Source organism: Diaphorobacter sp. HDW4B (genome assembly GCF_011305535.1).
GTDB lineage: Bacteria > Pseudomonadota > Gammaproteobacteria > Burkholderiales > Burkholderiaceae_C > Diaphorobacter_A.
Window position 1 is genome coordinate 4,701,139 of record NZ_CP049905.1, and the last position, 22,299, is coordinate 4,723,437.

The following is a 22,299-nucleotide window of genomic DNA, read 5'->3' on the forward strand; positions in this document are numbered from 1 at the left end:
AAATGATGAACGAAACCATCACCCTCTATCGCCCGACCGGTCCGCATGAACTGGCACTGGTCGAGGCATGGGGCTTTCGGCAATGGCCGCAGCGTTTGCCGGATCAGCCGATTTTTTATCCCGTGACCAACGAGCAATACGCCGTCGAAATCGCGCGCGACTGGAACGTGCCCGCAAGCGGCAGCGGCTTTGTGACGCGCTTTGAGGTGCAGAAGACCTTCATGGATCGCTTCGCCATCCAGCAGGTGGGCGCTGCGCATCACACGGAATGGGGGGTTCCAGCGGAAGATCTGGAGGAGCTCAACCGGAACATTGTGGGGCAGATCGAGGTGATCAGGCGTTTTCCTGAAGAGGTGCTGCCATGAGTGCAAGCATTGAAAATGTTCGCTCGCTTGCCGATCTGCTGGCAGCCATTGACGGTGGTCTGAATCCCAAGTATCTGTACTTTTGGGGGCATAAGGCGGAGGCCGACGGATCTGTCGGAAAAGGCAGTCTGAGCCAGTGGTTTCCTGCCGAATTCACGGTGGACGGAGATCGTTACCGAACAGCCGAGCACTTCATGATGGCCGAGAAGGCGCGCCTGTTTGGCGATGACGAAATTCGCGCGCAAATTCTGGATTGCACAACTCCGGCAGAAGCGAAGGCGTTGGGCCGTGCGGTACGCAATTTCGATGCCGAACGTTGGAATTCCGAATGCTTTGGCATCGTGGTGAATGGCAACGTGGCGAAGTTCGGGCAGAACGCGGCCATGGGGGAGTTTCTGTTGAGGACGGGAACGCGCGTGCTGGTGGAAGCCAGCCCGCGTGATCGGATCTGGGGCATCGGCATGGGTGCAGCCAACCCGGCAGCTATGCAGCCTTCGCAGTGGCGTGGACGCAATCTGCTCGGCTTTGCGCTGATGGCTGCGCGGGAGCAACTGCGCTTGGGGGATGTGGATGACTCGCGAGATTGATCGCTTTCATGGGGCATTGCTCGGTCTGGCTTGCGGCGATGCTGTTGGTACGACCGTGGAGTTTCAACCCCGAGGCAGCTTCGCGCCGCTGACCGACATAGTGGGCGGCGGGCCGTTTTCGCTCAAGGCGGGGCAGTGGACGGATGACACGTCGATGGCGCTGTGTCTGGCGGAGAGCCTGATCGCCAAGGATGGCTGCGATCCGCATGACCAGATGACGCGTTATGTGAACTGGTACACATGGGGATATTGGAGTTCGACGGGAACGTGTTTCGATATCGGCGTTGCCACGCGCGAGGCACTTGAGCGCTTCAAGAGGACGAATGAAGCCTTGGCTGGAACCCCCGATCCACGCAGCGCGGGCAATGGTTCGCTGATGCGACTGGCGCCCATCGCCATGCGTTATGCGGGCGATGACGAGCACTTGCGCGAAATGGCCGCGCTCAGTTCGCGCACCACCCATGGTGCCGAGGAATGCATCGAGGCTTGCCAGTTGTTTGTCGTGGCTTTGAGCCGTGCCTTGTCGGGTGCGAGCAAGTCGGAGGTGCTTGATCTGGCGGATCAGCCACTGCACAGCAGCAAGATCAGGCAGATTGCGCAAGGCGGTTATCTGCACAAGAGCCGCGAGCAGATTCGTGGATCGGGTTATGTGGTCGAGAGTCTGGAGGCGGCGTTGTGGTGCTTTGCGCGGCACGACAATTTTTGCGATGCCGTGCTCGAAGCCGCCAATCTGGGCGACGATGCGGACACCACTGCAGCCATCACCGGCCAGATCGCTGGCGCGATGTGGGGTGAGCAGGGAATTCCCGCCGAATGGCTGGCGCGGCTTTGCATGGCGGACGATATTCGCGGCCTGGCGTCGCAACTGTGGGAGGCCAACGCGCGCGGACGCTGAGGCGGCTGAAGTCGCAGCGCCTTTTGGTGTGGCCGCCCCGAAGCATGCGCTACAGTGAGCGCTGTTTTCAAAGTCAAGTCGGGGAGGCTTGCTCATCATGCGTTTCGGGTTTGGTCTTGTGGGCTTGCTGGTGGCGTTGGCCATCGTGGGAGTGCTTGTCAAAAAGCAGATGAGCGCGACCAAGCTGACTGCGCAGCCTGCGTTGTCGGCCCCGGCGTCTGGCGCGAGTGCGCCGCAGAACGCGCGCGAGCAAAGCCAGCTGATTCAGGAGCAGTTCAAGCAGCAACTGGATTCGGCCTTGCAGCAAGGCCAGCAGCGTCTGGACAGCGAAGCGCAATGAGCAGCGGCGACACGGCATCGTTGATCGGCAATCCCTGCGAGAGCGATGAGCAGGGCATGCGCTTGGCCTTGGCGCTCGCACAGCAGGCGGCGCAGACGGGCGAGGTGCCCGTGGGCGCGGTGCTGGTCAAGGATGGTCGCGTGATCGCCGAGGGTCGCAATGCGCCGATTGCGCAGCATGATCCGACGGCGCATGCCGAGATTGCGGCGCTGCGTTCGGCGGCGCAGACTTTGGGCAATTATCGGCTCGACGGTTGCACCTTGTATGTGACGCTGGAGCCATGCCCCATGTGCGCCGGAGCCATGCTGCATGCGCGTTTGCCGCGTGTGGTGTTCGGCGCGGCGGATGCCAAGACGGGCGCCGCGGGGTCGGTCGTCGATCTGTTTGCCGAGCCGCTGCTCAACCATCAGACGCAGATTCAGGGCGGTGTTTTGGCGGATGAATGCGGTTTGGCGTTGAGCGAATTTTTTCGCCAGCGGCGCAGCGAGCAGAAAGAGGAAAAGCGACTCGCGCATCCGTTGCGTGACGATGCGCTGCGCACGCCGGACAAGGCCTTTGCGCTGTTGCCAGATTTTCCGTGGGAGCCGCAATACCTCAGCGATTTGCCCGCGCTGGATGGCTTGCGTTTGCATTTCATCGACGAAGGCCCGACGAACGCCGCGCAGACCTGGCTGCTGCTGCATGGGTTGCCAAATTGGAGCTACGAATTTCGTCACCTGATTCCCGCATTGCTGGCGGCAGGTGACCGCGTGATCGCGGTGGATTTGCCCGGTTTTGGCAAAAGCGACCAGCCCAAGAAAGAGGCTGCGCACAGCGAGCGTTGGCATGCGCAGGTCGTGCAGGAATTGGTCGAGCGACTCGACGCGCGTGCGGTGGTGTTGGTCACGCAGGGGCTCAATGGCATGGTCGCTTGGGGCGTTCCACTGGCCGCGCCGCAGCGTTTCGAGGGGCTGTTGGCCATCAATGCATGGTTGCCGAATTCGCAAGCGCAAACGCCCAAAGTGCTCCAGAAATGGGCCGAGCAGCTGGCGCGCAAGCCGCGTCTGTCCATCGGCGAGCAGATGGCATGGGCGGATTCGACCGTCGCCGAAGCGGAGTGGCCTGCGTGGGACGCGCCGTTTCCGGATGCCGGTTATCGCGCTGCGCTGCGAGCGTTTGCGGACATCGCGCTGGCTCCGCAAGATGACGAATGGACCAGCAAAGTGCTGCATTTCTGGCGTGAGCAATGGACTGGAAAATCGCTCCTGATCTCTGGCGGCAAGGATGTTCTGGTCGATCAGAACGCCGCCAAGAGGTTGCGGCAGCACATTCGCGGCGCGGGTGACGTCGTGGTGATTCCCGACCTTGGGCATTTCATTTCACGGCATGGAGCCGACGTGGCCTTGCGGGCTGTGGAATACTTCAGCCCATTGAAGAACACTTCTAAGAGTTTCTGAGGCGGGCTCGGCGCTTCGTCCCATGCGGACGCGAGGCCGGGCCATCCGCCGATCAACCCCTATCCTGGAACGGGCGACCAACGCGTCCGGCTTTCATCTTGGCTACCAAACAAAAACCAGATCACGATCACGAGCATGACCACAGCGAGCATGCCCACGACGAGCACGAACATCATCACGACCATGGTGATGCTCACGATGGTCATGCATCCTGTGGCCACAACCACGGCCCGCAGCACATCTACATCTACTCGCCATCGAGCGCCGTGCTCGACAAGGCCGCATTCCGCCGTGGCGTGGCGCGCCTGAAGGCCATGGGGCATGAGGTCGAGATCGACCAGGACGCACTCGCACGCAGCACGCGCTTTGCGGGCGACGACGAAACCCGCCTCGCCGCCATCCACCGCGCCGCCGCCAGCGGTGCCGACGTGGCGCTGATCTCGCGTGGCGGCTACGGCCTGTCGCGCATTCTTCCGGGCATCAAGTACAAGGCCGTTGCCAAGGCCGTGGAAAAGGGCACGCGTTTCATCGGCCAAAGCGACTTCACCGCTTTCCAGAACGCACTGCTCGCGCAGACCGGCGCAATGAGCTGGTCCGGCCCCTCGCTGATCGCCGACTTGGGCGTGGAAGGCGAGCCCGACGACATCATGCTCGACTGCCTGCAGGACCTGTTCACCGGCCACGGCGAAGGCAGCGGCTGGCGCATGAACCATGAAAAGCCGCTCGACAACGGCAAGCCCGCCGTCAAGGACGTCTACTTCAAGAACGCCACGCTCTGGGGTGGCAACATGGCCATGCTGTGCTCGCTGCTAGGCACGCCGTACTTCCCGCAGATCAAGGGCGGCATCCTGTTCCTTGAGGACGTGGCGGAGCACCCTTACCGCGTCGAACGCATGTTCGCGCAACTGCTGCAGGCCGGCGTGCTCAAGAACCAGAAGGCCATCATCATGGGCCAGTTCACCGGCTACCGCCTGGCCCCGCACGACAAGGGCTACAAGATGCAAACCGCCATCGACTGGCTGCGTTCGCAGATCAAGGCCCCCGTGCTGACCAACCTGCCTTTCGGCCACGTGGCGACCAAGGTGCTGCTGCCGGTCGGCGCGCAGGTGTCGCTGTCGGTTGAGGGGCGCGATGCGCTGGTTTATTGGGGGCATGCGCACTGAAGTAAATTGAGCATTTACTTCGATGCTGTATCAAATTCTGGCGGACGTACTGTCCGCAGTTCTAGTTCTCCTAAGGGCAGGACATGGCTGGTGTATGTGGCTGCATCGAAGTAAGCCAAATGGCTATCTGAGGAGGCCAAAAAGTATCCTTGACCGACTTCCTTCTCACCCTTGAAGATTTTTATGCAGTTGGCTCGAGATTTTTCACAGCCTTTGTAAAAATCTCGATAGTCAGATCGAAAAATCTCTTCGCCAATTGTTTGCCCTAGTCTTGCCGGGACGCCAGTGAAAATATAGATGGCGAGTGCAAGTGGAATAAGTGAGATGGCAAGACCCCCGCTGAAAATAACTACTTGTAGTAAGCGCTTGAGCCACTGAGGCCACGAAGAGGTTCTTTGCCTAGGTTGTGTGGACGGATCTAGCGAGCGATTTATGACCCACAGGTATAGCAAGAAAAGTGCGACGCATAACGCGACCCATAAGGCATTCTTGAATGTCAACACGAACAACATCGCAGTACCACGCCAGAATGCATAGTAGCCGTTGATGATGAGCCAGTCGGTGGCCTTGGGGAACTGTTCTGCATTTACGCCCCATGAACCAAGGTAGACACTATGCACTGCGAAGCCCAATAGGTGGAGAAGTACAGCCGCAGCTCCGATAGTGATCGTTGCGACGGTAAGAAATGCTCTAGTCGTTAGACGTCGTGTAGGGCTTGCCGAGGAGTGGATAGCGGTCATTGTGATTCTTTTTTGCAGAGGTTGCAGGATGCGTGGCTCTCAATCTCTCTATATCTTTTAGCACACGCTGCGCCCCAGCAACCACCTTGTGGATCAAGGCGAGCCGTGCCGAAGAACGCAACCACATCACGCCGAATCTGCGTGACTGCGTGGATTCTGGCAACGGCAGTCGCACCACGCTCTGACCATCGGGCAGGTTGAGTGCGGTGTCCGGCACGAGAGCCACGCCGAGGCCTCGGTCCACCATCATGGCGATGGCTACCAACGAGCTCAATTCAAACCGTTCCTGCGGCGCGATGAGGGCTGCGCGCAGATAACGATCGACCATCTGGCCGCCGCCAAGGTTGCGGTCGTAGCGGATCAGCGGTCGGGTGCGCAGCAGCTCGTGCGGGTCGAGATGGGCAAGGTGTTTGGGGGCGAGCAGGATCAGCGGTTCTTCGCGCAGCAAGGTCCAGTCGAAGGTCTTGGCGAGGGGGAAGGCGGGGTAGAGGCACACGGCGGCGTCGATGTCGCCTTGTTGCACGGCTTCATACAGCTGGTTGGTGGTGGCCGATTGCAGGTAGACCTTCACGTCGGGGCATTGCTTCACGAAGTCGGCCAGGATGTCGGGCAGCAGGCTGTGCAGGGCCGTGTTGATGGTGCCGATGACGAGTTCGCCCGTGGTTCCGTCGTTGTTGACCAGCGTGTGCGCGTTGGCCAGTTCGCGCAGCAGTGTGGGGGCGCTTTGCTTGAGACGGTGACCAGCGGGCGTGGGCACGACCGTGCGCCCTGCGCGGGTGAGCAGCGGGGTTTTGAATTCCTTTTCCAGAATGCGCATTTGCTGCGCCACGGCTGCGGCGGTGATGTGAAGGCGGCGCGCAGCCTCGGCCATGGAGCCGGTTTCCACGACGAGCATGAAGCTTTGGAGGTAGCTGGTTTCCATGGTGCCAATTTCTCAGGGTTAACGCTCAAAAGATAGTTTTTTTATCGTCTGAACGAATGGTAGCTGTGTTTTTCAAGGATCGAATGAAATCCACAATGAGGGCATGAGAAGCAAATTGTTTGTTCCGGGCTCGCGGCCCGAGTTGTTCGAGAAGGCGTTGGCCAGTGCTGCCGACAGCCTGTCCTTCGATCTGGAAGATGCCGTGGCGGAGCCGCGCAAGGACGAGGCGCGTGGCCTGTTGCGTGACTTTCTGGTGAGCGACGCATCGCGCGTTCATGCGAAAACGATCATCGTGCGTGTGAATGCCATGGACACGCCGCATTTCACGCAGGATGTGGCCGAAGTGGTGCGCGAAGGCGTGCATCTGATCAATCTGCCCAAGCCCGAGAGCGCCGAGCATGTGGTGATCGCCGCCAACGCGATTGCTGATGCGGCGCGTGCGAATGGCGTGGCGCAGGCGCCGGGGCTGCTGCTGAATATGGAGACGCCGAAGTCGTTGCGCATCGGCGCGGCGCTGGCGCAGGCCCATCCGAGCGTGAAGGGCTTGCAGTTGGGGCTGGGCGATCTGTTCGAGCCTTATGGCATTCATCGCCGCGAGTTGTCCGCGATTTCGCAGGCGCTGTTTGCGGTGCGCATGGCGGCGGCCGAGGCCGATGTGTGGGCCTACGACGGAGCGTTCGCCAACATCAAGGATGTGGACGGATTCCGTGCCGAGTGCGAACTGTCGCGTCGCATGGGTTTTGTTGGCAAGACCTGCATTCACCCGAGCCAGATCGCGATTGCGAACGAGGTTTTCCAACCTTCGCAAAAGGAAATCGACGATGCGCTGAAGGTCGTCGAAGCCGCACGCGATGCCGACCAGAACGCGCTGGGTGCCTATGTGGTGGACGGCAAGATGATCGACAAGCCGTTTGTGCTGCGCGCCGAAGCCATCGTGAAAAGCGCCAAGGCGCTGGGCCTTATTGCATCTTCGTGATGTAAGCCCAATTTTTGTGTTTTTGAAGACAACGAATCAACTACGAGATAAGCAGGAGACTGTGATGACCACTACAACCCAAGCCACCCACCAGATTTCCTTCGCGCGTCGCGGCATCGCTGTGGCTGTGCTGGCTTTCACCGCGGCAGCCACGATTGGCGCAGCGCCCGCCATGGCTGCGGATGCGGCCTATCCGAGCAAGCCGATCACGATGATCGTGCCGTACCCACCGGGCGGCTCCAACGACGTGTTCGCGCGCCAGATCGCCAAGGAGATCGGCGACATCCTCAAGCAGCCGATCATCGTGGACAACCGTCCCGGCGCGAGTGGCAACACGGGCACGGCGTTCGTGACCAAGGCTGCGCCCGATGGCTACACGCTGGTGGCGGTGTCGTCGAGCATGACGACCAATGCGGGCGTGCAGCCCAAGATGCCGTTCGATCCGGTGAAGAACCTGGCTCCGATCGCCATGTTCGCCAAGGGCCCGATGGTGGTGGCGGTGAACAATGATTTTCCGGCGAGCAACCCGACCGAGCTGGTCAAGGCGATCAAGGCCAATCCGGGCAAGTTCAATTACGCCACCTCCGGCACTGGCAGCGTGAACCACATGGCGACCGAGTACCTGCGCTCGATGATTCCGGGCTTCGACATTGCCCATGTGCCGTACAAGGGCCAGGGCCCGGCGGTGACCGATGTGATCGGCAATCAGGTGCAGATGCTGGTGTCCAGCGGTCCGTCGATTCTGCCGATGATCCGCAACGGCAAGCTCAAGGCGGTGGGCATCACCAGCCTGAAGCCGAGCCCGATTGCGCCGGACCTCACGCCCATGGCGACCGCCGTGCCGGGCTATGAGTTCGATCTGTGGTGGGGCATGTTGGCACCCGCAGGCACGCCAGCGAATATCGTGAATGCGCTCAACAAGGCGGTGAATCAGGCGCTGGCCAAGCCGGAGATCAAGGAGCAGTTCCTGCGCGAAGGGGCCATCGTCACGCCGATCACGCCAGCGCAGTTTGGTGACGTGATCAAGACGGATGTGGAGCGCTGGAAGAAGCTCGCAAAAGAACGCAACATCGTTGCGGATTGAGCCTTTCTGGAGAGTTTGAAAATGAGCTTTGCTCCAACTGAACGCAAGGGGCCGAAAGGCCCACTCAGCGGCGTGCGCGTGCTCGATCTGAGCGCCTATATCGCGGGGCCTTATGGCTGCTCTTTGCTGGCAGACCAGGGTGCGGAGGTCATCAAGATCGAGCCGCCGGTGGGCGATAACCTGCGTAAATATCCATCCACTCTGGAGGCGGAAAGCCGCGCCTTTGTTGGCGTGAACCGCAGCAAGTGGGGCATGGTGCTCGATTTGAAGCAAGAGACCGATCACGCCGTGCTGATGCGACTGGTGCGCGATGCCGATGTGTTGGTTCACAACTTCCGCCCCGGCGTGCCGGAGCGTTTGGGAATAGGCTTCGAGCAGCTTTCCGTCATCAATCCGCGTCTGGTTTATTGCAGCGTGACGGGTTATGGCAGCAAAGGTCCGCTCAAGGCCAAGGCAGGTTACGACCAAGTTTTGCAGACCATGACCGGCATGTGTGCCATGCAGGGCAAGGCGGGCGGGCCGCCGGAGATTCTGTATGGCTCGGTGGTCGATTACTACGCTTCGGCACTGGTGGCGGGCGGCGTTTCTTCAGCGCTTTTTGAGCGTGAAAAAAGTGGCTTGGGCCAGCATGTGGGCGTGTCGCTCTTGCGCGCGGCGTTGACCATGCAGTCTGCGCGCCTGATCTGGGCCGAGGGCGAGCCGCGCGATGTGGGCGGGCGCGATATGCGTTCCGGCGGCATCACCGGCATTCATCCGACGAAGGAAGGCTACATCTACCTGTCGGCCAACACCCAGCATTTCTGGGCGGCGCTGTGCGAGAAGACGGGTCTGAAGGAGATCGCTGCCAACGAGCGCTACGACTCGGTGCGCAAGCGTGCGCAGCACAAGGACGAGCTGATTCCGCGTCTACGCGAAGCGCTGGCCGCACACACGGCACTGGAATGGGAGGCCATCTTCGGCGAAGAGGTGCCATGCGCGGCCGCCCGGGCGGTGGAGGACATGTTCGACAACCCGCAGGTGCAGGCCGAGGACATGATCGCCACCTTCGAGCATCCGACACTGGGCAGCTACCGCGGCTTCACGCGGGCCGTGGAGTTCGACCGCACCCCGGGGCCGGAGCCTTTTGCGGCGCCGGTTCTGGGGCAGCACACGGATGTGCTGAAAGCCACGAGCGAGCAGTAAAAATGGAGTCCGAGAGCCAATGCGAGCCTCTCGGACTTCAATCTGCGCGAAAATACGCGGTTTCTTCTAATACCAAGGGATCGCAGCCATGGGCGCGCAATGGAAAGCAAAGGGCAAGGCGCTGGTCGCTGATGCCAAGGGAAAGCTGTTCGGCAAACTCGTCAAGGAAATCACCATCGCGGCTCGCGCTGGTGGCGATCCCAACAGCAATGCCGCATTGCGCATGGCTGTGGAAGCGGCTCGCAAGGCCTCCATGCCCAAGGACACGCTTGAGCGTGCGATCAAGAAGGGCTCCGGCGCTGGCGCGGATGCGGTGAACTACGAGCGCGTGGTCTATGAAGGCTACGCTCCTCACCGCGTGCCGGTGATGGTCGAGTGCCTGACCGACAACCCCAACCGCACGGCCCCCAACATGCGCGTGCTGTTCCGCAAGGGCCAGATGAGCGCCGTGGCGTGGGATTTTGACCATGTGGGCATGATCGAAGGCGAGCCTGCCAAGGCCGATACCGACATGGAAATGGCCGCCATCGAGGCGGGTGCGCAGGATTTCGAAGCGGGCGACGAAGAGGGCGTGACCCTGTTCATCACCGATGCATCAGATCTGGACGTGGTCAGCAAGGCGCTGCCGGCGCAGGGCGTGAACGTGCTTTCCGCCAAGCTGGGCTACAAGGCCAAGAACCCGATCAGCGCGGCTTCGCTGAGCGCCGAGGCCATGGAAGAAGTGCAAGCCTTTCTCGCCGGTCTCGAAAACGACGACGACACGCAGCACGTGTACGCCGGTCTGGTCGACTGAGCGTTTTCTCCTTCACCGATTAATCAAGACTCAAGCCTGAACCATGGGCCGCCCCAGCATTGCGTGGACGGATGACATGCTGGCGCTGCTGGGCACGGACAAGGATTCCGTGCTTGCGGAGCGCTGGGGGACGACAGCCAAGACGGTGAACCTCAAACGCAATGCTGTGGGGATTGCCGCGTTCGGACATGTGCTGTGGACGGACGACATGCTGGCCAGCTTGGGCAAGGAGGTCGATGCCGAACTGGCCCGACGCTGGGGCATCAGCAAGGCCAGCGTGATCGCCAAACGGCAGGAGTTGGAAATCGCTCCGGCAGCCGCCACTGGCGCGGCGGGTTCATCAGCCCGCCCAACCCGCTTTGAATGGACTACCGAAGCCGTGGCGCTGCTTGGCAAACAGTCGGATGCCAAGGTGGCCGAGCTGCTGGGGCTGTCTCGGCTCACGGTCTACAACGCACGGGTTTCGCGCGGCATTCCCGCTGGGCGCGCGGCCAAGCTGGACTCTGGCGATCAGTGATCGTTTCAAAGATTGAGCTGCCAGGTCGCCAGATGAAAGAGCAGCGAGTGGGACAGCACCCAATGGATCAAGAGCATGGTGGTGGCCGGACGGAACGCGGCAGGACGCCTGTGTGGGTTACAGCCTGAAATTATCGATCAATGCCTGCTCCATCATTGAGGCAGATGTCTTTGGACAACATGGTGTTTGTAAATTTCCTCTCGGTGACATGATTTCGGTTAACAATTGATGTCACAGCGATGAGGTGGCATATGCTCATGTCGAGGGCATTATGCTGATAATCGATTTGCAATCGCGATTGATAAATCGCATTCACCATGCGCGGCTTGAGAGGCTGCCCACGGTGTCAGAACACAAGAAAAAGGGGAATTCGTGACGCGTGCCATCGCCCGGAAAGGGCTTGCAGTGTGACTGGATCACAGACTACCGTCGTTTTTGCCGACATCGTCGGCAGTACGTCCCTGTACGAAACACTGGGCAATGAGCGCGCGACGCTCATGGTGACCGAGGTCGTGCAGTGGATGGCTGGCCGCATCGAGTCGGAAGGCGGGCGCGTGGTCAAGACGCTGGGCGACGGGGTGATGGCGCTGTTCGGCGAGCCATCGGTCGCCGTGGAGGGCATGCTCAATGTGATGCGTGAGTACCGCGAGCGGATTACCGAGCCGGTTCACAGCATCAATCCCGACGTGCGCGTGGGCCTCGACTGTGGCGAGGTGCTCGACGTGGGCGGTGATTGCTACGGCGATGCGGTCAACACGGCGGCGCGTCTGTGCGACCGGGCTGCGGCCGGAGAAATCTGGGCGACGGAAGCGGTCGTGAACGTCACTTCCGAAATGCCGAATGCGCGCTTTGTGCGGCTGGGTCACCTCAAGGTGCGCGGCAAGGCCGACCCGCTGCTGATGTACCAGATCGAATGGCGCGTGGACGAGGGCATGGAGATGCTCACGCAGCAGGGTGGGTTGACTGACTTCGGCACGATCACAGCCACTTCGCCGCTGCAGATCCAGTTCTCGTGGGGGCGCGCGCACATGCAGTTTCGCTCCTCCGAGGTGCCGGTGCATGTGGGGCGTTCGAGCGAGGCGCATCTGTACATCGACGACCAGCGCGTGTCGCGCCTGCATGCGCGCATCGACTGGATCGATGGCAGCTTCGTGCTGACCGATGTGAGCACCTTCGGCACCTGGGTACGCTTTGATGGCAGCGACACGTCCATTCAACTGCGCCGCGACAGCTGCGTTCTGCATGGCAATGGCGAGCTGGCGCTCAGCCTGCCGTTCACCGTCGAAGATGCCCCGCGCATTGCCTTCCATGTGACGGGCACCAATCTGCGTCTCGGAGAAGGCCAGACACCGCGCTGATGCGCTGTGCACACATCGTTTGTTGACGCGCCTTCATCCTACAAGGCGCGCGCCGCTGGCCCGGTTAGGGTATTGCGTCACATCTCATGGAGACGCAAATGGTCACGGCTACACATACCTCGCGCTCGGGTCTGGATTCCGCACTGCTGTTGGTGGGGCGGCTGCTGCTGGCCTATATGTTCTTGCCAGCGGGCATCGGCAAGATCACCGGCTTTGAAGGTACGGTTGGTTACATCGCGTCTCAGGGTTTGCCCATTCCCCAATTGCTCGCGGCTGCGGCCATCGTCGCGGAGGTGGGCGGAGGACTGGCGTTGATCGTCGGCTTCCAGACGCGTCTGGCGTCCTGGGGTTTGGCCTTTTTCACGGTGGTTGCGGCATGCCTGTTTCACAATTACTGGGCACAGTCGGGGGCTCAGGTGGGTGTGCAGCAACTCATGTTCACCAAGAATCTGGCCATTGCGGGCGGCTTGCTGGCGCTCTCCGTGGCAGGTGCGGGCGCGTGGAGCATGGACGCCAAGCGAACCGGCTACTGAGAGGGCTTGGCCCGCCAGTGTTCAAGAGAGGAAGAAATGACAGTTGAACTTGCACGCATTCAGGGCACGCCGATGGCGGCCGAGCTGCACATTCGCGAGCATGTGCTGCGCGTCGATGCGCCGGTGAAAGAGGGCGGTGAGGACACCGGCCCCGAGCCGCATGATCTGTACGACGCAGCGCTCGCTTCGTGCAAGGCGCTCACGGTGCTCTGGTATGCGCGGCACAAGGGCTGGACGATTCAGGACCTGAAGACCACGGTCGAACGCGATGCGAGTCAGGAACGCACGGGTACGTACCGACTCGCCGTTCGCATGCAGATCCAGGCCGATCTGACCGATGCGCAATGGGCCGAGCTGCAGCGAGCGGCCGAGAACTGCCCGATCCACAAACTCATGACCAAGGTGACCACGGAGATCTCGACCGAGATCGCGCGTGGCGTGCCCTGAGGTGGTTGCCATGATGATGAACAGTCCCATGCCACTGCGTCTGCAAGGTCACGTCAAGGACCTGGGCGGCGGCTTCGTCGTGCGCCGCATGCTGCCTTCGCTGCAGTGCCGGTCCGTGGGGCCGTTCGTGTTCTTCGACCATTTCGGGCCCGTCACCGTCCAGCCGCAATCGCAGATCGATGTGCGCCCGCATCCGCACATCGGCCTGTCCACGGTGTCCTATCTGTTCGAGGGCGCGATGATGCACCGCGACAGTCTGGGCAGCGAGCAACTGATCGAGCCCGGCGCCATCAACTGGATGACGGCGGGCAGCGGCATCGTGCATTCGGAACGCAGGCCGCAGTCTCTGGCGAACACCACTTACGTGAACCACGGAATTCAACTCTGGGCCGCGCTGCCGGTGGCACAAGAGCAGATCGAGCCCACGTTCACCCACTATCCCGCAGCGCGCATTCCGCAGTTCAAGGTCGATGATGCCCAGGTGCGCGTGCTCATCGGCTCGGCCTACGATCACCAGTCGCCCGTGGTGACGCTGACCGAGACGCTGTATCTGGACATTGTTCTGGGCCCCGGCGGCGGGATCGAGTTGCCCGCCTGGTCGCACGAAGCAGCGATCTACACCGTCGATCACGACGTGATGCTCGGGCGTGAATTCATTCAGCGCCACACCATGGCCATGCTGACGCCGCGCCATGCCACGCAGGTCAACAATGCGTCCAAGCACGAGGCCGCACGCCTCATCGTGATTGGCGGCCTGCAGCTTGATGTGCCACGTCACCTCTGGTGGAACTTCGTGGCTAGCAACACGGAACTGATCGAGCGCGCCGCGCAGCGCTGGGAAGACCACACCATGGGCAGCGTGCCGGGTGACAGCGAATTCATTCCGCTGCCTGAGAGATACGTTCGCCGCAGGTGATTTACGGTTGAAGCGTCGACTCAGTCGGGCGCTTTGTCTGCGTCCACGGGCGCATTGCCATGCACCAGCGGCACGGCATCCAGATCGACGCCCAGCACCTCGCGCTGATCGAACACGAAGCAGCCGCCGTTGTAGTGCGCGCCGTCGGTCAACTCGAAGTATTTGAGGATGCCGCCTTCGAGCTGGTACACGTTCTCGATGCCCTCGTTCTGCATCAGAATCGCGGCCTTTTCGCAGCGGATGCCGCCCGTGCAGAAACTCACCACGGTCTTGCCTTCGAACTCGGTTTTGTGGGCGCTCAGGGCCTGCGGAAATTCGGTGAACTTGGTGATGCGCCAGTCGATGGCGTTTTCGAACGTGCCTTGATCGACCTCGAAATCGTTGCGCGTGTCGAGCGTGACCACGGGGCGGCCTGCGTCGTCGTGGCCAGCTTCCAGCCAGCGGCGCAGCGTCTCGGGCGCAACGGCGGGCGCACGTCCAGACGAAGGGCGGATCGTCGGCATGTTCATGCGGATGATCTCGTTCTTCACCTTCACCAGCATCTTGCGGAAGGGTTGGTGATCGGACCAGCTTTCCTTGGGTTCGAGCGAGGCGAAACGTTCGTCCTTCTTCAGCTCGGTGACGAAGCCGCGCACCACGTCAGCATCGCCCGCAAGGAACATGTTGATGCCTTCTTCCGCGATCAGGATCGTGCCCTTGAGGTTGGCGTGGATGGCGCGCTCGTGCAGCACGTCGCGCAACTGCGCCGCGTCCGGGATGGGAACGAACAGATAGGTCGAGATATTCAGTACCGGGGTCACGGCAAACGATCCAAAGCCAGAAGGCCGAGTCAGAGAACCCGCAATTATCCGGCAGAGTGCTTGCGCAGCGCTGCCAGCGTTTCCGAATCCGTACGGTAGAGCTTGAGATTCTCGGCGGCGGTGAGCGCACCGGCGCGCTCCAAGCGCTGCTCCACGGGCAGCTTCAGGCCACTCAGAATCAGCGTTCCGCCGTGCTTGCTCATCTGCCAGCGCAGGCGCTGAAAGGCTTCCACGCCGGTGATGTCGATGCGGTTGATGGGCGAGGCGAACAGGCAGACATCGCGGATGTCCGGGCGCGATTGCAGCTCGCGCGTGATGCGGCGCTCCAGCGATGCGGCGCTGGCGAAGTCGAGCTCCGCATCCATGCGCAGCGCGAGCAGATGCGGCGCAAGCGGCGCGAGCTGCCACAGCTTGCGATCGCGCAGGCTGCCGTCGGGATGCTCGCCCACCTCGATGATGCGCGGGTGCATGTGTTGGTAGATGTAGAAGCACAGATTGGCCACCACGCCTGCGAGCACGCCCCAGTAAATGCGCGGTGCTGTGGCAATCGTGAGCGCGAAGGTGGCGATGCCGATGGAGGCCTCGATGCGCGAGATTTTCCACAAGCGCAGCAGCTCGCGCGGTTTGAACAGGCCCGTCACGGCGGTCACGACGATGGCGGCGAGCACCGCGTCGGGCACATGGTAGAGCTCGGGCAGCAGCCACAGCAGCGCGACCAGCACGAGGCCGGTGGCGAACAGATTCGACCAGCCCGTCTGCGCGCCCGCATAGAGATTGAGCGCCGAGCGCGAGAACGATGCGCTGGTCGCAAAACCGCCCGAAAAGCCCGAGCTGATCTTGGCAAGACCCTGCGCGATCAGGTCCTGGTTTTCGTTCCACAGCGTGCCCTCGCGCTGGTGTTCGATCTTGGCGCTCGATGCGGTTTCCAGAAAGCTCACCAGCGCCACCATCATCACGGGCATGAGCAGCGCGCCGAATTCATCCCAGCTCAGCCAGTCCGGCAGATAGAGGCTCGGAAAGCCCGAGGGCAGGTGGCCGATCACGTCGCCGCCCCGGTCGGCAAAGCCGATCAACCAACTGATGACGCCTGCGCCGACGATCACCAGAATCGCTCCCGGAAAGGTCGGGCGCAGCTTTTTGGTGAGTGTGAGCGCGACCACGCTGCCGACGCCGAACGCCAGCGCGGTGAAGTCGAAATGGTGAATCGACGGATTGCTGAAAAACGCGTGCCAGCCGGTTCGCATGCCCAGCAAGGCGGGCAATTGCGACAGCAGAATCAGCAGCGCTGCCGCCTGCGTGAAGCCGGTGAGCACGGGCGAGGTGATGAGGCTCACCAGCCAACCAAAGCGCACCAGACCGACCACGGCTTGCAGCAGACCCGACAGAATCGCCAGCCACACCGCCAGCGACACCCAGTGCGCGCTGCCGGGCTCGGCCATGCCGGTGAGCGATGCGCCGATCAGCAGGCTGGTGAGCGCCGTCGGCCCCACGCCCAAGCGCGTGGACGAACTGAACATGACGGCGACGATGGCCGGGATCAGCGACGCGTAGATGCCTGTGACCAGTGGCATGCCCGCCAGCGCCGCGTAGGCCACGCCTTGGGGCACGAGCATCAGGCCCACGGTCAGGCCCGCAATGAGTTCGCCTTTGAGCAGTGTCTTGTCGGGGCGCGGCCAATTCAGAAAGGGCAGCCATTGGCGCAGGGTTTGCAAATTCATTGCGGGTGATTGTCTCTGTAGGTCTCGTGATGTGGCGACGAGCGAGCGCCGCTTGCGGCCATCATAAGCAAGCGCCAACACCCGTGCATCTTTGTAAGGAAGTGAGGATTGTCCTACGCGGATCGCTGTAACCGACGAACCCATGAGCGGCCGCGTCGTGGATAGAGTGAAGTCTCCTGCAACAGCAATGAGGACAGACTCCATGAACAACGCAAATACTCCCACCTCCGCTGGCGATCCACGTGCCGTGTGGCGTCGCGGAGCCGCAGTGGCGCTGGCAGTGGTGCTGGCCGCCGGATTGGCCGCGTGCGACAAGAAGCCGGGCGAGCCCACAGCGGGTCAGAAGCTGGACACAGCGGTGGAAAAAACCGAAGCCGCCGCCAACGAAGCCAAGCAGAAGATGGAATCGGCGGCTCAGGACGCCAGCCAGGCTGCGCAGAACGCCGCCAGCAACGCAGCGGCAGTGCTGGACGACACGGCTGTCACCACCAAGGTCAAGGCCGCATTCACCGCCGATCCGAACCTGAGCGCGGTGCTCATCAATGTGGATACCAAGGACGGCGTGGTGAGCCTGTCTGGCCCCGTCAAGACCCCCGCCGATGCAGAGCATGCGGCCAAGCTCGCGCAGGCGGTCGAGGGTGTGAAGAGCGTCGTCAACGACCTGAAGCCCAGCGCTGGTTGAGTATTTGGCCCACGAGGCAGCGCCCGGCGGGTCGGGGCGCTACCATCGGGGGATGACTCAAGTGCCATCCTCCAAAGACATCGTCACCGACCTGATCCACCACGGCTACGAAGCGCCCGGTGGATTCGCGGCTCCCCAGCCTCCGGTCTGCAAGGCATCGACCGTGTTCTTCCCGAACGTCGCCGCGATGCGCGACTTCGACTGGAAGGACAAGTCGGCCTACACCTATGGCCTGCACGGCACGCCGACCAGCTATGTGCTGGAAGAGCGCATCGCGTCGCTCGAAGGTGGATTGCAATGCCTGCTGGTGCCTAGCGGTCTGGCGGCCATCGCCACGGTGTCGCTGTCGTTGCTGAAAACCGGCGACGAGGTGCTGATTCCCGACAACGCCTACGGCCCCAACAAGGCGCTGGCCGAGGTCGAACTCAAGCACTACGGCATCACGCACCAGTATTTCGATCCGCTCGATCCTGCTGATCTGGCGGCCAAAATCACACCTGCAACCAAGCTCGTGTGGCTGGAAGCGCCGGGCTCCGTCACGCTGGAATTTCCCGACCTGATTCAGCAGGTCCGCATCTGCCGCGAGCGCAAGGTTCTTTGCGTGCTCGACAACACCTGGGGCGCGGGTCTGGCGTTCCAGCCGTTCGATCTGCTGCGCGACGGCGGCAGCCTCGGTGTGGATGTGTCGGTGCATGCGCTCACCAAGTACCCCAGCGGCGGCGGCGATGTGCTCATGGGCAGCATCACCACGCGTGAGCTGTCGGTGCACATGAAGCTCAAGCTCACGCACATGCGCATTGGTTTTGGCGTCGGCATGAACGACGTCGAAGCCGTGCTGCGCTCGCTGCCCAGCATGGCGCTGCGTTATCACGCGCACGACAAGGTGGCGCGCGAACTGGCCGAATGGGCTGCTTCGCAATCCGCCGTGGTGCAGGTGCTGCATCCCGCACTGGCGGGCTCGCCCGGACATGCGCAATGGAAGGCGCTGTGCTGCACGCCAGACAATCCGAACGGCGCGGCGGCTGGTCTGTTCAGCGTGGTGATCGATCCGAAGTTCTCACAGGATCAGATCGACCAGTTCTGCGACAACCTCAAGCTGTTCAAGATCGGCTACAGCTGGGGCGGCCCGATCAGTCTGGTCGTTCCCTACGAACTGCCGAGCATGCGCAGCCTGCCTTCGTCCGGCCTGAAGCAGGGCACCATCGTGCGTTTCTCGATTGGCCTGGAAGCCGCGCGCGATCTGCAAGCCGATCTGGCGCAGGCGTTCAAGCTCGCCCTCGGAGCCTGAAGCTCACTTGAGCAAGGGCTTGAGCACCGGCCACACATTGCCCAGCAGCAGCGGCTGGGCGGTCGCGTTGGGGTGAATCCGGTCTGCCTGAAACAGGCGGGTCGGGTCCGCATCATCGGCCACGCCCTTGAGCAGAAACGGCACGAGCGCCGTCTGGTACTTCTTGGCCACGGCGGGGAAGACCTCACCGAACTGCTGCGTGTATTTGCCGCCATAGTTCGGCGGCACCTGCATGCCCACCAGCACCACCTTGGCACCGGCTTTCTGCGATTGCTCGGTCATCCACGAGAGGTTGTCATCGGTGTTCTTGAGCGGCAATCCTCGCAGCGCGTCGTTCGCGCCCAGCTCCAGAATCACATGCGTGGGCTGATGCGTTTTCAGCAGCGCGGGAAGGCGCGAACGCCCGCCCGATGTGGTGTCGCCGCTCACGCTGGCGTTGACGACCTTGGCGCTGATCTTGTCGGTGGCGATCTGCCTTTCCAGCAAGGTGACCCAGCCCGTGCCGCGCGCGAGGCCATATTCGGCGCTGATCGAGTCGCCCACCACCAGAATCGTGGCGGGCGCGCCGGATGTGCCTGGAGTGCCTGAGGCGGCCTGCGCACCAGTGCAAGCCCACGCGGCGCATGTGAGCACCATGCTCGCGATACAGTCTCGTAGATTCATCGCTTGATTTATCCTTTGTTGCCAGTCATTCCAGCCTGTTGAGAGTGTTCATGACCGAATCCAGTTCCGCACAAACATCCGCCGCCATCGAACCGATCATCGCCGTCGATCACGTGCACAAGTCGGTGGAAGATTCGACGGGCTCGCTGGATATTCTGCGCGATATCGATTTCCGTCTCGCGCCCAAGGAAACCGTGGCCATCGTCGGCGCGTCCGGCTCGGGCAAGAGCACGCTTCTGTCGATCATCGCGGGGCTGGACACGCCCTCCAAAGGCGCGGTGCGGCTGGCCGGGCAGGATCTGTTTGCGCTCGACGAGGACGAGCGCGCCGCGCTGCGCGGGCAGAAGATGGGCTTTGTGTTCCAGAGCTTTCAGCTCATGGGCAATCTCACCGCACTCGAAAACGTGATGCTGCCGCTGGAACTGGTGGCCGACCGCAATGCGCGCACGCTGGCGCAGGAAATGCTCGCCCGCGTGGGTCTGGGGCAGCGGCTCAATCACTATCCCAAGGTGCTTTCCGGCGGCGAGCAGCAACGCGTGGCGCTGGCCCGCGCGTTTGTCGTGAAGCCCGCCGTTTTGCTGGCCGACGAGCCGACGGGAAGTCTGGATTTCGCCACCGGCGAGACCATCATGCAGCTCATGTTCGACCTGAACTGCGAACTGGGCACGACGTTGGTCATGGTCACGCACGACCGGGGCATTGCCGCGCGCTGCGACCGGCGCATCGTCATCGAGGCCGGGCGTGTGGCCTCGATGGATTGATGATGATGACGATGGCGATGCTGAAGAACGCCTGATCAGGCGATCTGCTTGCGCTCGGCGGCCATGCTGGCGGCGGCGGTGAAGATCACGTCGGTGGACGAATTGAGCGCGGTTTCGGTCGAATCCTGCAGGATGCCGATGATGAAGCCGATACCGACGACCTGCATCGCCACATCGTTGGAAATGCCGAACAGGCTGCAGGCCAGCGGAATCAGCAGCAGCGAGCCGCCTGCCACGCCCGAAGCGCCGCAGGCGCACACCGACGCCACCACGCACAGCAGCAAGGCGGTCGGCACATCCACAGGGATGCCCAGCGTGTGCGCAGTCGCCAGCGACAGCACGCTGATGGTGACGGCCGCACCGGCCATGTTGATGGTCGCGCCCAGCGGAATCGCCACGCTGTAGGTGTCTTCGTGCAGCTTCAGGCGCTTGGCCAGAGCCAGGTTGATTGGAATATTGGCGGCCGAGCTGCGTGTGAAGAACGCGGTCACACCGCTCTCGCGCAGGCAGGTCAGCACGAGCGGGAAGGGGTTTCGGCGGATCATGAACCATACGATCAGCGGGTTGATCACCAGCGCCACGAACAGCATGCAGCCGACCAGCACGACGAGCAGATGCGCATAGCCCTTGAGCGCCTGCAGGCCGGCGTCGGCGAACGTGGTGGCGACGAGGCCCAGAATGCCGAAAGGCGCAAAGCGGATGACGAGCTGGATGATCTGCGTGACCGCATCCGACAGATCCTGCAGCGTGTTGCGCGTGGTCTCGCTCGCGTGGCGCAGCGCCATGCCCAGAGCCACGGCCCACGCCAGAATGCCGATGTAGTTGGCCTCGGAAATCGCCTTCACCGGGTTGCTGACCACGTTCATCAGCAGCTCCAGCAGCACTTCCGAAATCGATCCCGGTGCCTTGGCCGCGGCGGTCTGAACGTCCAGCACCAATTGGCTTGGGAACATGAAACTGGCCGCCACTCCCACAGCTGCTGCCGCCAGCGTGCCCACGGCGTAGAGCGCCAGAACGGGCTTGATCAGCGTGGTCTCTCCCACCTTGTGATTGCTGATGGCCGCAATCACCAGCACGAACACCAGCACCGGCGCAACCGCCTTGAGCGCGGCGATGAACAGCGTGCCGAGAATCGACAACTGCGCGGCCAAACCGGGTGCAAGCAGCGCGATGGCGATGCCGAGAACCAGTGCAATGGCGATCTGGGCGACAAGACTGGTGCGTTTGAACCAGTTCACAACGGGAGAAAGAATCATGGCCAGTAAATCCATGCCAAAGCTGCGCCACTTGTGGTGGCTCGGCAATGGGCGGTCGATCTGAATCCGGAGGCGTCCGGAATGAAAAACACCGCGCAGGTGGGGCGCGGTGTGAGCGGGTTGGCGACTGAGGTACGGCCGCCATATGACGTGAATTTTACCGGGCGGGGCTAACCCCGTGCTGCCGGATGGGTTCGCTTCCATGTGACGCGGCGCGCGCCGCGAGCTGCTGCAGATAGGCGGCAAACAGATCGCTCGACTGCTGCCGGAACATGCGGATGCGCCCCGTGTGGCTGAGCACCAGCAGGCCGACGACATGGGCGAACAGGGCGGTCACCTCGGCCAGCGCCATGGCTTGCGTCATGCCGAGTTCCTGCAAGGCGGTCTCGACTGGCGCAAGCGAATCGCGCAGGCGCTTGTTCAACTGCTCATTGAGCTCCGCCGTCAGCCCGCGCGGCTGCATGCCCTGGAACAGATAAAAGCCCAGATCGAGATCGCGCGGGTTGTCTGCATAGAACTGAAAAAACGCCTTCGCGGCTGCGGCAAGGCGCTGGTCGGGCTTGCCAGTTGCGGGGCCCACGGCGATTCGCACGGCCTCGTTGAGCCGCTCCAGCGATTCGCCCAGCAGCGCCGCGTACACGTCTTCCTTGCTCGTGAAATAGCTGTAGATCGCGCCCGGCGTGTAGCCCGCGTGTTTGGCGATCTCGCGAATGCTCGTGCCTTCGAGGCCCAGCTCGAAAAACACCGCGCGGGCGGAATCCAGCACATGCTGGCGACGGGCATCGGACAGCGTTTTCTGGCGAGCGGGGCGGATGCTTTGCGCCGTGTTTTTCGAAGCGGGTGCGATTCTGGACATGCGGCATTGTAGATATTGCCG

At 62.2% G+C, this 22,299-nt stretch carries 25 protein-coding genes; 18 read left to right on the plus strand and 7 right to left on the minus strand.

Features of this window, described 5'->3' with window-relative positions; all coding sequences use genetic code 11:
• The first annotated feature begins 2 nt into the window (after positions 1-2).
• The 6 genes from G7048_RS21480 to G7048_RS21505 all read left to right on the plus strand — a co-directional run bounded on the left by G7048_RS21480 (position 3) and on the right by G7048_RS21505 (position 4,786).
• Entirely contained in the window at positions 3-365 is a 363-nt protein-coding gene (locus G7048_RS21480; RefSeq protein WP_166070086.1) for a hypothetical protein, read from the plus strand.
• The gene (locus G7048_RS21485) at positions 362-952 is read left to right on the plus strand and encodes an NADAR family protein (protein ID WP_166070087.1); all 591 of its coding nucleotides are present in this window, start codon (positions 362-364) and stop codon (positions 950-952) included. The genes G7048_RS21480 and G7048_RS21485 overlap by 4 nt, the downstream gene beginning before the upstream one ends.
• Positions 936-1,847 (plus strand): ADP-ribosylglycohydrolase family protein, encoded by a 912-nt coding sequence (locus tag G7048_RS21490; RefSeq protein ID WP_166070088.1) that lies wholly within the window; start codon positions 936-938, stop codon positions 1,845-1,847. The genes G7048_RS21485 and G7048_RS21490 overlap by 17 nt, the downstream gene beginning before the upstream one ends.
• Before the next feature lie 97 nt (positions 1,848-1,944).
• Complete coding sequence (locus G7048_RS21495; RefSeq protein WP_166070089.1) at positions 1,945-2,187, plus strand: hypothetical protein; 243 nt, start codon at positions 1,945-1,947, stop codon at positions 2,185-2,187.
• A complete protein-coding gene (tadA, locus tag G7048_RS21500; protein ID WP_166070090.1) occupies positions 2,184-3,623 on the plus strand; it encodes a tRNA adenosine(34) deaminase TadA in 1,440 nt (479 codons plus the stop codon). The genes G7048_RS21495 and tadA overlap by 4 nt, the downstream gene beginning before the upstream one ends.
• Before the next feature lie 239 nt (positions 3,624-3,862).
• Entirely contained in the window at positions 3,863-4,786 is a 924-nt protein-coding gene (locus G7048_RS21505) for an LD-carboxypeptidase (RefSeq protein WP_240933357.1), read from the plus strand.
• Between the two features lie 14 nt (positions 4,787-4,800).
• On the opposite strand, the gene G7048_RS21510 is transcribed toward G7048_RS21505, so the two are convergent.
• Positions 4,801-5,526 carry a hypothetical protein gene (locus G7048_RS21510; RefSeq protein ID WP_166070092.1) on the minus strand — a complete coding sequence of 242 codons (726 nt, stop codon included), beginning with the start codon at positions 5,524-5,526 and terminating at the stop codon, positions 4,801-4,803.
• Positions 5,477-6,448 (minus strand): LysR family transcriptional regulator, encoded by a 972-nt coding sequence (locus tag G7048_RS21515; RefSeq protein ID WP_166070093.1) that lies wholly within the window; start codon positions 6,446-6,448, stop codon positions 5,477-5,479. The genes G7048_RS21510 and G7048_RS21515 overlap by 50 nt, the downstream gene beginning before the upstream one ends.
• 103 nt (positions 6,449-6,551) lie before the next feature.
• On the opposite strand from G7048_RS21515, the gene G7048_RS21520 reads away from it, so the two are divergent.
• The 9 genes from G7048_RS21520 (at position 6,552) to G7048_RS21560 (ending at position 14,254) form a co-directional block, all read left to right on the plus strand.
• On the plus strand, positions 6,552-7,424 hold the full coding sequence (locus G7048_RS21520) for a CoA ester lyase (protein ID WP_166070094.1): 873 nt from the start codon (positions 6,552-6,554) through the stop codon (positions 7,422-7,424).
• A 64-nt stretch (positions 7,425-7,488) separates the two neighbouring features.
• Positions 7,489-8,508: a tripartite tricarboxylate transporter substrate binding protein gene (locus G7048_RS21525; RefSeq protein ID WP_166070095.1), complete on the plus strand. Its 1,020-nt coding sequence runs from the start codon at positions 7,489-7,491 to the stop codon at positions 8,506-8,508.
• 21 nt (positions 8,509-8,529) lie between these two features.
• Complete coding sequence (locus G7048_RS21530) at positions 8,530-9,690, plus strand: CoA transferase (RefSeq protein WP_166070096.1); 1,161 nt, start codon at positions 8,530-8,532, stop codon at positions 9,688-9,690.
• A gap of 88 nt (positions 9,691-9,778) precedes the next feature.
• Complete coding sequence (locus G7048_RS21535; protein WP_166070097.1) at positions 9,779-10,483, plus strand: YebC/PmpR family DNA-binding transcriptional regulator; 705 nt, start codon at positions 9,779-9,781, stop codon at positions 10,481-10,483.
• Between the two features lie 43 nt (positions 10,484-10,526).
• Complete coding sequence (locus tag G7048_RS21540) at positions 10,527-11,000, plus strand: hypothetical protein (RefSeq protein WP_166070098.1); 474 nt, start codon at positions 10,527-10,529, stop codon at positions 10,998-11,000.
• Positions 11,001-11,407: 407 nt separating this feature from the next.
• Positions 11,408-12,358: an adenylate/guanylate cyclase domain-containing protein gene (locus G7048_RS21545; protein ID WP_240933063.1), complete on the plus strand. Its 951-nt coding sequence runs from the start codon at positions 11,408-11,410 to the stop codon at positions 12,356-12,358.
• Between the two features lie 98 nt (positions 12,359-12,456).
• Positions 12,457-12,891: a DoxX family protein gene (locus G7048_RS21550; protein WP_166070100.1), complete on the plus strand. Its 435-nt coding sequence runs from the start codon at positions 12,457-12,459 to the stop codon at positions 12,889-12,891.
• 36 nt (positions 12,892-12,927) lie between these two features.
• Positions 12,928-13,338, plus strand: coding sequence for an OsmC family protein (locus G7048_RS21555; RefSeq protein ID WP_166070101.1), 411 nt, complete (start codon positions 12,928-12,930; stop codon positions 13,336-13,338).
• Between the two features lie 16 nt (positions 13,339-13,354).
• On the plus strand, positions 13,355-14,254 hold the full coding sequence (locus G7048_RS21560) for a pirin family protein (protein WP_166071108.1): 900 nt from the start codon (positions 13,355-13,357) through the stop codon (positions 14,252-14,254).
• 20 nt (positions 14,255-14,274) lie between these two features.
• Here the strand turns inward: G7048_RS21560 and G7048_RS21565 are convergent, their stop codons facing one another.
• Positions 14,275-15,054: a sulfurtransferase gene (locus G7048_RS21565; RefSeq protein WP_166070102.1), complete on the minus strand. Its 780-nt coding sequence runs from the start codon at positions 15,052-15,054 to the stop codon at positions 14,275-14,277.
• Between the two features lie 44 nt (positions 15,055-15,098).
• Positions 15,099-16,772, minus strand: coding sequence for a SulP family inorganic anion transporter (locus G7048_RS21570; RefSeq protein WP_166070103.1), 1,674 nt, complete (start codon positions 16,770-16,772; stop codon positions 15,099-15,101).
• Positions 16,773-16,974: 202 nt separating this feature from the next.
• On the opposite strand from G7048_RS21570, the gene G7048_RS21575 reads away from it, so the two are divergent.
• Positions 16,975-17,454, plus strand: a complete 480-nt coding sequence (locus tag G7048_RS21575) for a BON domain-containing protein (protein ID WP_166070104.1) — start codon at positions 16,975-16,977, stop codon at positions 17,452-17,454.
• Positions 17,455-17,506: 52 nt separating this feature from the next.
• Positions 17,507-18,742 (plus strand): PLP-dependent transferase, encoded by a 1,236-nt coding sequence (locus tag G7048_RS21580; protein WP_166070105.1) that lies wholly within the window; start codon positions 17,507-17,509, stop codon positions 18,740-18,742.
• A gap of 3 nt (positions 18,743-18,745) precedes the next feature.
• On the opposite strand, the gene G7048_RS21585 is transcribed toward G7048_RS21580, so the two are convergent.
• Positions 18,746-19,378: an arylesterase gene (locus G7048_RS21585; RefSeq protein WP_166071109.1), complete on the minus strand. Its 633-nt coding sequence runs from the start codon at positions 19,376-19,378 to the stop codon at positions 18,746-18,748.
• A 77-nt stretch (positions 19,379-19,455) separates the two neighbouring features.
• On the opposite strand from G7048_RS21585, the gene G7048_RS21590 reads away from it, so the two are divergent.
• Complete coding sequence (locus tag G7048_RS21590) at positions 19,456-20,166, plus strand: ABC transporter ATP-binding protein (RefSeq protein ID WP_166070106.1); 711 nt, start codon at positions 19,456-19,458, stop codon at positions 20,164-20,166.
• 35 nt (positions 20,167-20,201) lie between these two features.
• Here the strand turns inward: G7048_RS21590 and sstT are convergent, their stop codons facing one another.
• Together sstT and G7048_RS21600 are read right to left on the minus strand one after the other, a co-directional pair.
• Positions 20,202-21,422, minus strand: a complete 1,221-nt coding sequence (gene sstT, locus G7048_RS21595; protein WP_166071110.1) for a serine/threonine transporter SstT — start codon at positions 21,420-21,422, stop codon at positions 20,202-20,204.
• Positions 21,423-21,579: 157 nt separating this feature from the next.
• On the minus strand, positions 21,580-22,278 hold the full coding sequence (locus G7048_RS21600; protein WP_166070107.1) for a TetR/AcrR family transcriptional regulator: 699 nt from the start codon (positions 22,276-22,278) through the stop codon (positions 21,580-21,582).
• Positions 22,279-22,299: the final 21 nt, after the last annotated feature.